Genomic DNA, 8,336 nt, shown 5'->3' with positions numbered 1-8,336 from the left:
CCCCGGGCCGGTGTTGGGGGTCGCCGGGCCGGGGCCCGGCCCCCCCCCCCCCCCCCCGCGCCCCTCGGACGTATCCCCGGAAGAAGAGGTCTATGCCCCCTCGCAGTACCCACCCCGTCGACAAGCTTGACGACGACGATTACCCCGCCTACACCATGGGCCGGGCCGCCGAAATGTTCGGCACCACCCCCGCAGTCACCGCGGCCACGGCCGCTACCGTGCCGTCGCCACCCATGACTCCCAGCAGCTCCGCCCCCTCCCGAACGGCCCGCCTCGCCAGCGATGCCGCGTCGTGCTCGGCGTCGATCAGCCAGACCTCCGCTCCCATCCGTTCGGCCCGACCAGCCAAGGCGAAATGAGCGGGCTTGCCACCACCCGGGCGTGGATTCGCCACGACCACTGTCCGCCTACCTGCCTGGGCGCCAACCATCGCCACTCCCATGCCGCAGCATCGGCGGGCCCCTTGCACACCGTACGGCCGGGCCCGCGGCCGACCACTCACACTCCGCCGGCCCGACTCGAAGGCGGCTGCTGCCCTTGCCCTGAGCCAGCAACCGGGTGCCGGCCGACGCTCCAGGTCGAATTCCCGCCCCCGCGTGCAGTCGGCGGCCATCCAGGCGGGTCGGAATCTTGTTCAAAGCAGCGACTCCCGCAACGCCGGGCAGGCGGGAGCGCGCCGGAGCACCGGGCCTCTCTGCAGTCAGTGCTGGGGGTGGGGGTGGAACAGCGGGCGCCGCCGGTGCGTAGTGCCTTGAACGAGGCGGCCGACGTCAATCCGCATCCTGACGGCGTGAAACGCTTCGACCACCCCCAGCACTATGGCCATGACGCCTACCGTCAGGGTGAGCGCGGCGATCGAGGTGACGGGCAGGACGACCAGTACGATGCCCGCCAGTATGCCGATGATGCCGAAGAAGAGCATCCAGCCCCGCGCCGGCATGTCTGGGGCGGATGCCGCCGTGGTCGTCATCATGATGCCGCGCACCAGCCAGCTGAAGCCGATCCACAGGGCGAGCAGCAGGATCGACTGCAGGGTGCCTCGGAAGCAGACCAGTCCGAGCAGTACGGAGAGCGCCCCGGTGAGGAAATGCAGCGCCCGAAGATGCCCGGGGACGTGTGTGCCGAAGGCGGAGGCGAGCTGGAAGACACCCGTGACCAACAGGTAGATGCCGAAGAGCACACCGACGATCCGCAGCGTCTCTCCCGGCCAGGCAAGAACCACCACACCCAGGGAGATGGTGGCCAGCCCCGTGGTGAGAGCGAATTGCCAACTCCTGTTCGCCAGGGCACTCAGACTTCCGGTGACGGAGGCATCGGAAGGAGATGTCATACCGTCTCCTCCTAGGGAAAGAGCGGTGGAATCAGGTCATTCCTATCGTCGTCCCGCCCGGCCCCGTTTCACCCGTCGAAGACGACGGTCGCGTCGCCGATGACACCGTCCACGCGAACGAAACGACACTGGCCAGGCCAGACCAGTAGGCGGTACCAAAGGGCGAAAGCCTTCTGCCTCATACCGCCCCGGGCGGCGACGTAGGCCACCGGGCATCGAGGGTGGACCGAAGTGCAGCCCCAATGCGGGCCCGGCCATCGCCGTGGGCACGTGCCATGACTGGCTGTGTCACTCTGCGCGGGCTCCCGTTCCCTGCTAGGGGCGCCGTCGAGGTCCACCGCAACCTGGAGAAGCTCGCCAACCGCTTCGAGCACTTCCTCACCCCACCCTGGACAAGCCGACTCTTCGGTGAAGAGCCGCAGCGAGGTCTCGGCGCCCGGCGTGTCTCGCCTTCGACCGGCTGGTGACCGCCGTGCGAACGCACCGGCTCGGTCTCCAGCGCGATGTCACCCCGCGCGAACTGACGGTGCGTGACCACCTGCACCGACTTCAGCGAGGCGGCGACCAGCTCATCGAAGCGGTCGCGCAGCACGCTTCCCACCGCCTGGGGCACGGAACTCACCTCCAGCACGGACCGAAGTGCCGCCGCCTTGCCGACGGAAGGAGGCGTTCGGCTCGTACAAAGCGCCAGGCGCCGTCTCACTCCCCATGACCACCAGAGCCGACCGGAAGCTCCCGCGTACGTGCCTGAACCATCCCACCCGCATTCGAACACGCTCCACACGGCCCCATCAGTGACCGACTTTCCCACTAGTCACAGACAGTCACTCATCAGGGGTTACACAGACTCTGAGTGGTCGTTTTCTCCCGGTGTTCTATCGCGGAATCGGCGTTTGCTCCTGGTGTGCCGGGTCGTGCCAGGAGACGGTGGCCTCGTCGGTGAGGCGGTGGGCCATCGGGTCGGTCAGTGCCGGGTGGATCATGGCTTCGGAGCCGGTGGGCAGGGTCTCGTGGTCGCGGGTCGGACGGCGGTGGAGCATCGGCCGGCCCAGGGCGCGCTCCACCGTCCACCGGCGGGGCGGCTGCCGGCGGGCAGACGCTGGGTGTACAGGCCGGTTGAACGGTTGGAATAGCCTCGCTCGGCGCACGCGCCGTGCACCGCGGCCGCGCCCACTGGGGCAGCAGGTTGGGCCCTGCTGCCCCAGTTCGAGCTGATGCTCGGATGTGGGCTTCGGTAGCGCGGGTTTTGATGTTGAAGGCGGAGCCGATGTCAGCGTGGGTGGTGTGTCCGCATCTGGTGCAGCGGAACAGGCAGCGGGTGCGGCGGCTTTTGCGGTCGACTTGACCGCACTGGTGGCAGGTCTGGGAGGTGCAGGCGGCCGGGGCCTGCCCTGGCCGTCGTCGTCACGCCCGGCAACGTCAACGATTCCACCGTCTTCCACGAGGTCATGGACGCCTTGGGGCGCCCCGGGCCGGAGCCGGGCGGCCCCGTCACACGGGCCCGACGCGGTCATCGCGGACAAGGCGTGTGCTCGTCGGGGTGGGATGTCGCCGATCGCTGTGTGGAGGTGCGGGTTGTCGAACCGGTCGCCCCGTCCCGCGGTGGCGAGTTGGCCACGGCTGCGGGACCCGCCACGAGGACGAGCCCGCAACCGGTTGTTCGCCGGACAGAGGTCAGCCGCTGACCGTGATGTTCGAGCTTCCGCTGCTCTGGTAACCCTCGGTGGCCATGATCATGTAGTACTTGAACTGGCCCATGTTCATGCCCGCGCGCGCCCAGGCGTCGAAGTGGTTGCCGGTGGTGATGGTGCCGGAGCCACTGGTCACCTTCGACTGCCGGACGCTCCAGTACTGGTCGAAGGTGCGGGTGCCCTCGACGGAAGGGGCGTTGTACCGCGTCGTCTTGTAGATGTCATACGTGCCGCCGTCGCTGTAGACAGTGCCTCTGTACTCGCCGGTGGGCCGGTAGCTGCCCCAGTTGTCGACGATGTAGTACTCCACCAGCGGGTTCGACGTCCAGCCGTAGAGGCAGCCGTAGCCGTTCCCCGACGGGTTGAAGTAGCCGGTGTAGCGGACCGTTCTGCGCCCGCCGGTGCTCCAGCCCTTGCCGGCGACGAAGTTTCCGCAGTTGGTCCACCGGGTGCTGTAACTGCCGCCGCCGTTGAGCGTCATGGAGACGGAGCCGCCGCCGTCGGTCCAGAACGAGTAGTACATGCCGTCGTAGCCGGTCTGGTTGGTGGTGATGGTGGTGGCGGCGTGGGCGGTGCCGGGCAGCAGCAGTCCGGACGCGGTGGCGAGCGCGACGGTGCCGGCGCCGCTGAGGAAGCCTCGTCGGCTCAAGCTGCTGAAGGGAGCGGGGTTCTGCTGGATCTGGTCCTGCTGCTTGCTGTCCTGATGCATGCGTCCTCCCGATGAAGGCTGGTGGGGCGGGCGGCTTCTGCTGCCCGCGGCCTTGCATGGAACACGACGGGGGTTGCCCGTCGTCGTGCCGCAACAACGGACCGCCATCCCCGGTCACATGACGCGACGGGAACGACGGTCTCCTGTCGCTCGGTGGCCACAGTTTTCGTAGAGCGCCATGACCCTGTCAACACTTTCGACATTCTTTCGGAAACTCTTTTATGGGCAGAAGAGGTCTCCGCGAGTATGTCTTCGCTGGTCAACCCTCTCCTCACGCTAACCGTTGCAAGGAAAGGAATGCGATGAAGAAGGACCGTAATGCAAGTATGTGCACGACGCTCGAAACTTTCGAAACGGGACGCGGCTGCGCCAGCCCTCACTGGGAACAACGGCGCGCGAACGGCCTGCCTGATTCACCACGTATGACGCGGTGAAATCCGCGAGCGTCGCCTACGTCGAGGTACCGTGCCGCGCTCGGACCCCTGAATCCGTCAGCCTCGCCCTGACGGACGCCTCGGCCCCTCGACCGCGGGTGGCGACCGGAATGAGCAAGCGCACCACCCGTCGCCGACTTCAGTGGATGGCCCGGGAAAGTGCGATTATCTTCCGCTGCGACCCGGACCACTCCCCCTCGCGGGGCTCTCGACGTGTGTTCCACCGCACGGTGGTTCCCCGCGCCGGCTTGCGGGAGCACGCCCTCGCCCTGGGCGACACCGTCATCGCCTTCCCCAGGCGCAGGTGGCCGATCATGCTGACTGGCGAGTGGAGGTCGCCCACCCCACTCCGGCCGGCTCTCCGGTGCCCGACGGTGTGGTGCTCCTGAACGGCGGCTCCCACGGGTTCGTGGAGATCGACCGCACGATGTCCTACGCCCGCCTGATCGCCAAGCTGGAGCGTTACGACGCCTACCGCGGAGCACCGGCGAGCGGACGAGGCAACGCCGCCCGACCCCCGCGCAGCCACTGGCAGGAAACCTACGCCGGACCGAGCCTGGGCCGCCCCTTCCCGCCGGTGCTGTTCGTTTTCGCCCCCGCCCCCCGCCCCGCCGCCCCGGCCACGAGGGAGGCCGCCTTCCACGACCGCGCCCGCCGCGTGGTGAGCGTGAACTACCGGATCACCGCGGCGACCACGACCCTGCCCCTGCTGACCCGGCAGGGGCCCGACTGTCCGGTGTGGCGGGTCGTCGGTGTGAAGTGCCGCTGGAATGCCACTAGAGAACTGTCATTTATGTGTCACCTTTGACGAGGGGGCATCGCCCTCTGAGCTGGCGCGATGCTGGTTCTGGCGGTGGCGGGCGATGAGAATTTTCAATGGCGTCAAATGGCATCACCGACTCCTACCGCCTCATGACCACCCGCGTTCGAGCCGAACAACAGTCCCTGGGCTGAGGGGCACGATCGAAGAGGTGAGAAAGGTCAGGACGACTGCGTGCTCCGGAACGCGAGATACCGGCTGAAGGCTTCGTGGCTGTCGGGAGTGAAGCGCCACTTCAACAGGGCCGAGTGAAGCTCCGACTCGGTCAGCCAGCCATGCCAGGCGACCTCATCGGGATCGGGGGTCACAGCGTCTGGAACTACGGCTTCATGCACGCCGAGCCAGTGAGGGCTCAAGCCGCTGCGGTTGATGAACGTGCACAGCAAGCGCGGCAGGCCACGGATGCCCAGCTCTTCGGCCAGCTCCCGCGCGGCAGCCTGTTCATAGGATTCGCCGACATCCACGGCGCCACCGACCATGGCCTCATAGAGCTCGGGGAAGCGCGACAGCTGTTCCGACCGCCGATGGACGAGGATCCGGCCGCGCTCATCACGGCACACCGTCGAGGCGATTCGATGCAGCCAGCCCTCCCGGATGGCCTGCCGACGGGTGACCACCCCCAGGACACGATCTTGACAGTCGACACGCCTACCAGTTCATCCACGAAGCACACCCTGGCAGAACCCACTGACAACGCCGTTTCTCCGCGAGCCGCCCGGAACTCGACAACATTCCGGACCCGCTTGATCAACACCTGTTGCCTGAACTCGACATCAATCGCTCTCGCGTTACACCGACGAAGCCAGCATGGAAGGTCGGCCGGCTCCCGGGGCGCAGCAGCGCGCAGTTCACCGAAGCGGGTCCCCCTGCAGTCGAGTGCGGCAGCATGCCGGGTGGTGGGTGGTGGGTGGCGGGGGTGGGTGTGCGGTGGTCGGGTGTCGGTGGCCGCTTCTGGGCTCATGGCTTGTGAACACGTAGAGCTTCGGCGGTGCTTGTCTGGTGCTCCTGTGCAAGCTGGCGGAGCGGCTGCGGCTGGGTGAGGAGGGGCTTGCGGGCTATTGCGGGAGGGGAGCTGGCTGCGGTGTGGTGTTGATAGGTGTGGGTCGTGGTTGTGTCTGGTGTGCGTGGTAATGCCGGTGTTGGGAGGCGGAGCGGTCGTGTCGGGGAACAGTGGGCCTGTGCGGTGCTGTTGCATGGGCCGGGGTACCGGGCCGCGGGCGGGGAAGGACAAAGACCGCAGGGTTGTCCGTCTGCCGGGCTTCGGGCCTTGGGTTCGCGGTATGCCTTCCGCGGACTCGCATCAGGATGCATTCGTGCAGGAGGACTGTTTCTATGAATGACCGGCCGTTGACGCTCATGGCTGTGCATGCTCATCCCGATGACGAGGCGACCTCGACCGGAGGGGTTCTCGCGCGGTATGCGGCGGAGGGTATCCGCACGGTGTTGGTGACGTGTACCGATGGCGGGTGCGGGGATGGGCCGGGGGGTGTCAAGCCGGGCGAGGCCGGGCACGATCCGGCGGCCGTTGCCGTGATGCGCCGTGAGGAGCTCCGGGAGAGCTGTGCCGCTTTGAAGGTCAGTGATCTGGAGATGCTGGGCTATGCCGACTCCGGGATGGTGGGCTGGCCGGGCAACGAGGCCCCCGGGTCGTTCTGGCAGACCCCGGTGGCAGAGGGCGCCGCGCGGCTGGCGGGGCTCATGGAGCATTACCGGCCCGATGTGGTCCTCACCTATGACGAGAACGGTTTCTACGGCCATCCCGACCATATCCAGGCCCACCGCATCACGATGGCGGCGCTGGAGCGGATCGCGCTGACGCCGAAGGTGTACTGGACGACGATGCCCCGCTCGGGGATGCGGCGGTTCGGGGAGGTCCTGCGCGAGGTTGATCCGGACATGCCGGAGCCGGATCCCGCCGAGGCCGCCGCGATGGCCGAGATGGGCCTGCCCGATGAGGAGATCACCACGTGGGTGGACACCACCGCCTTCAGTGGTCAGAAGTTCGATGCGCTGGCTGCGCACGCCAGCCAGGGGGAGAACATCTTCTTCCTGAAGATGGGCAGGGAGCGGTTCGGCGAGCTGATGGGCATGGAGACCTTCCTGCGCGTGAAGGACCCCACCGGCGCGCCCGTGCCCGAGGATGATCTCTTCGCCGGGCTGCGCTGATCCGCCGGTCCGATCGGGCCCGGGAAGCGCTCGTTGATGAGGGGCTGCGTCGCTGCCTGCCGATGAAGGCGTCGGCGTTCGGGTGTCTGCGAGGTGCCGGTCTTGTGTCGGTGGGCGTCGTCCGTGAGGGTGTGTCAGCTTCGTTGCGTCTCGCTGGTACTGGGCTTGATCGGTGCTGGGTGATTGACGGCGGGGTGGTGTGGGGGTGAGGCGTGCTGGCAGGTGACGGCGTGTCGCTTGGTCGCTGGCTGTCGTGGCAGGGGTACATCGCGGCGTCGTGGGAGCACCGGCCCGGCATGCGCGATCCGGGTGTGATTCACACGCGGAGGAGGGGCGATTGAAGCGCGCTCCATGTGCGGTTGTGTGTAGTGTGGCGCGTGGAGGTGGTTCCTGTGTCGGAGGAAGATGCCCTGTTCAGGGCAGTGGACGCGCTGCTGGAGGAGGTCGCGCAGGATCCTCTGCCGGATCCTGCGGAGCGCAGGCGCCTGCGTGAGGCGGCCGGGCTGAGCCAGGCGCAGATCGCGAAGGCCCTGGAGACCCGACGTGAGGCGGTGGGCAACTGGGAGGCCGGACGGTCCGAGCCGCGCCCGCCCAAGCGCGCCGCCTACGCCCGGCTCCTGGAACGCCTCGCAGCCCGCTTTCCCGCCGGTCCTCCACCAGCGGCGCTCCCGGAGGCCGCACCGGCGCCGGAGACGTTTGCCGGCCCCGCCCCGGCCGCCCAGGCGGCCGGAGCGGAGCCGGCTGCTGAGGCTGCGGCGGCCGCCGACACCGCCCGCACCCCTGCGCCCGCCCCTGCTGCGGCGCGCCGTGCGGCGCAGCAGGCGCAGCGCCGGCCGTCGTCGCGGCGGCCGGGTGCGAAGAAGACAGCCCGCCGGAGCCACAACGAGTTCCCCGGTGGCCCGTTGGTTGTCCTGGATGTCGCCGAGGGCGGCGAGCTGACTGCTTACGGTGTGGGCGGCGTGCTGCTGGACTGCGAGGCGAGGACGATCCCGGCGCTGGCGGAGTGGACGCTGGGCGAGGCCGGCTTGGGGGCCCCGCCGCTGACCGGTGAATACGGCAAGCCGACCGATCCGCTGGTGGTGCTGACTGCTGCGGCTGCCGAGTATTTCGGCCTACCGTCGGTACTGGAGGATCGGCGCGGGCTGCGGCTGGCGGAGGATCATCCGGTGGTCAAGCAGACCACAGG

General features: G+C 68.2%; 7 protein-coding genes and 3 pseudogenes. 5 read left to right on the top strand and 5 right to left on the bottom strand.

The window, feature by feature from the left end; all coding sequences use genetic code 11:
- Window positions 1-92: 92 nt before the first annotated feature.
- A pseudogene (locus ABZ840_RS37535) lies at window positions 93-194 on the top strand (MerR family transcriptional regulator); the annotation flags it as partial.
- Here the strand turns inward: ABZ840_RS37535 and ABZ840_RS37530 are convergent.
- The 3 genes and pseudogenes from ABZ840_RS37530 to ABZ840_RS37520 all read right to left on the bottom strand — a co-directional run.
- Window positions 149-430, bottom strand: coding sequence for a diacylglycerol kinase family protein (locus ABZ840_RS37530; protein ID WP_361568529.1), 282 nt, complete (start codon window positions 428-430; stop codon window positions 149-151). The pseudogene ABZ840_RS37535 and the gene ABZ840_RS37530 sit on opposite strands and share 46 nt — an antisense overlap.
- Before the next feature lie 270 nt (window positions 431-700).
- Window positions 701-1,330 carry an HdeD family acid-resistance protein gene (locus tag ABZ840_RS37525; RefSeq protein WP_361568527.1) on the bottom strand — a complete coding sequence of 210 codons (630 nt, stop codon included), beginning with the start codon at window positions 1,328-1,330 and terminating at the stop codon, window positions 701-703.
- A gap of 875 nt (window positions 1,331-2,205) precedes the next feature.
- Window positions 2,206-2,406: pseudogene (locus ABZ840_RS37520) on the bottom strand (IS5/IS1182 family transposase); the annotation flags it as partial.
- Between the two features lie 301 nt (window positions 2,407-2,707).
- Here ABZ840_RS37520 and ABZ840_RS37515 point away from each other — a divergent pair.
- Window positions 2,708-2,857, top strand: a pseudogene (locus ABZ840_RS37515) (transposase); the annotation flags it as partial.
- Window positions 2,858-3,004: 147 nt separating this feature from the next.
- Here ABZ840_RS37515 and ABZ840_RS37510 read toward each other — a convergent pair.
- Window positions 3,005-3,730 carry a glycoside hydrolase family 11 protein gene (locus ABZ840_RS37510; protein WP_361568524.1) on the bottom strand — a complete coding sequence of 242 codons (726 nt, stop codon included), beginning with the start codon at window positions 3,728-3,730 and terminating at the stop codon, window positions 3,005-3,007.
- 738 nt (window positions 3,731-4,468) lie between these two features.
- Between ABZ840_RS37510 and ABZ840_RS37505 the strand changes: the two genes are divergently transcribed.
- Complete coding sequence (locus tag ABZ840_RS37505) at window positions 4,469-4,972, top strand: replication-relaxation family protein (RefSeq protein ID WP_361568521.1); 504 nt, start codon at window positions 4,469-4,471, stop codon at window positions 4,970-4,972.
- Between the two features lie 173 nt (window positions 4,973-5,145).
- Here ABZ840_RS37505 and ABZ840_RS37500 read toward each other — a convergent pair whose 3' ends face one another.
- Window positions 5,146-5,601, bottom strand: coding sequence for an NUDIX domain-containing protein (locus ABZ840_RS37500; protein ID WP_361568518.1), 456 nt, complete (start codon window positions 5,599-5,601; stop codon window positions 5,146-5,148).
- Window positions 5,602-6,316: 715 nt separating this feature from the next.
- On the opposite strand from ABZ840_RS37500, the gene ABZ840_RS37495 reads away from it, so the two are divergent.
- On the top strand, window positions 6,317-7,150 hold the full coding sequence (locus ABZ840_RS37495; protein ID WP_361568515.1) for a PIG-L family deacetylase: 834 nt from the start codon (window positions 6,317-6,319) through the stop codon (window positions 7,148-7,150).
- Window positions 7,151-7,542: 392 nt separating this feature from the next.
- A partial coding sequence (locus ABZ840_RS37490) for a helix-turn-helix transcriptional regulator (protein WP_361568512.1) occupies window positions 7,543-8,336 on the top strand: 794 nt, incomplete at its 3' end.

Source organism: Streptomyces sp. NPDC047117 (assembly GCF_040643545.1).
GTDB lineage: Bacteria > Actinomycetota > Actinomycetes > Streptomycetales > Streptomycetaceae > Streptomyces.
The sequence above is the reverse complement of the archived record's forward strand: the minus strand, read 5'-3'. Positions and strand labels throughout refer to the sequence as shown.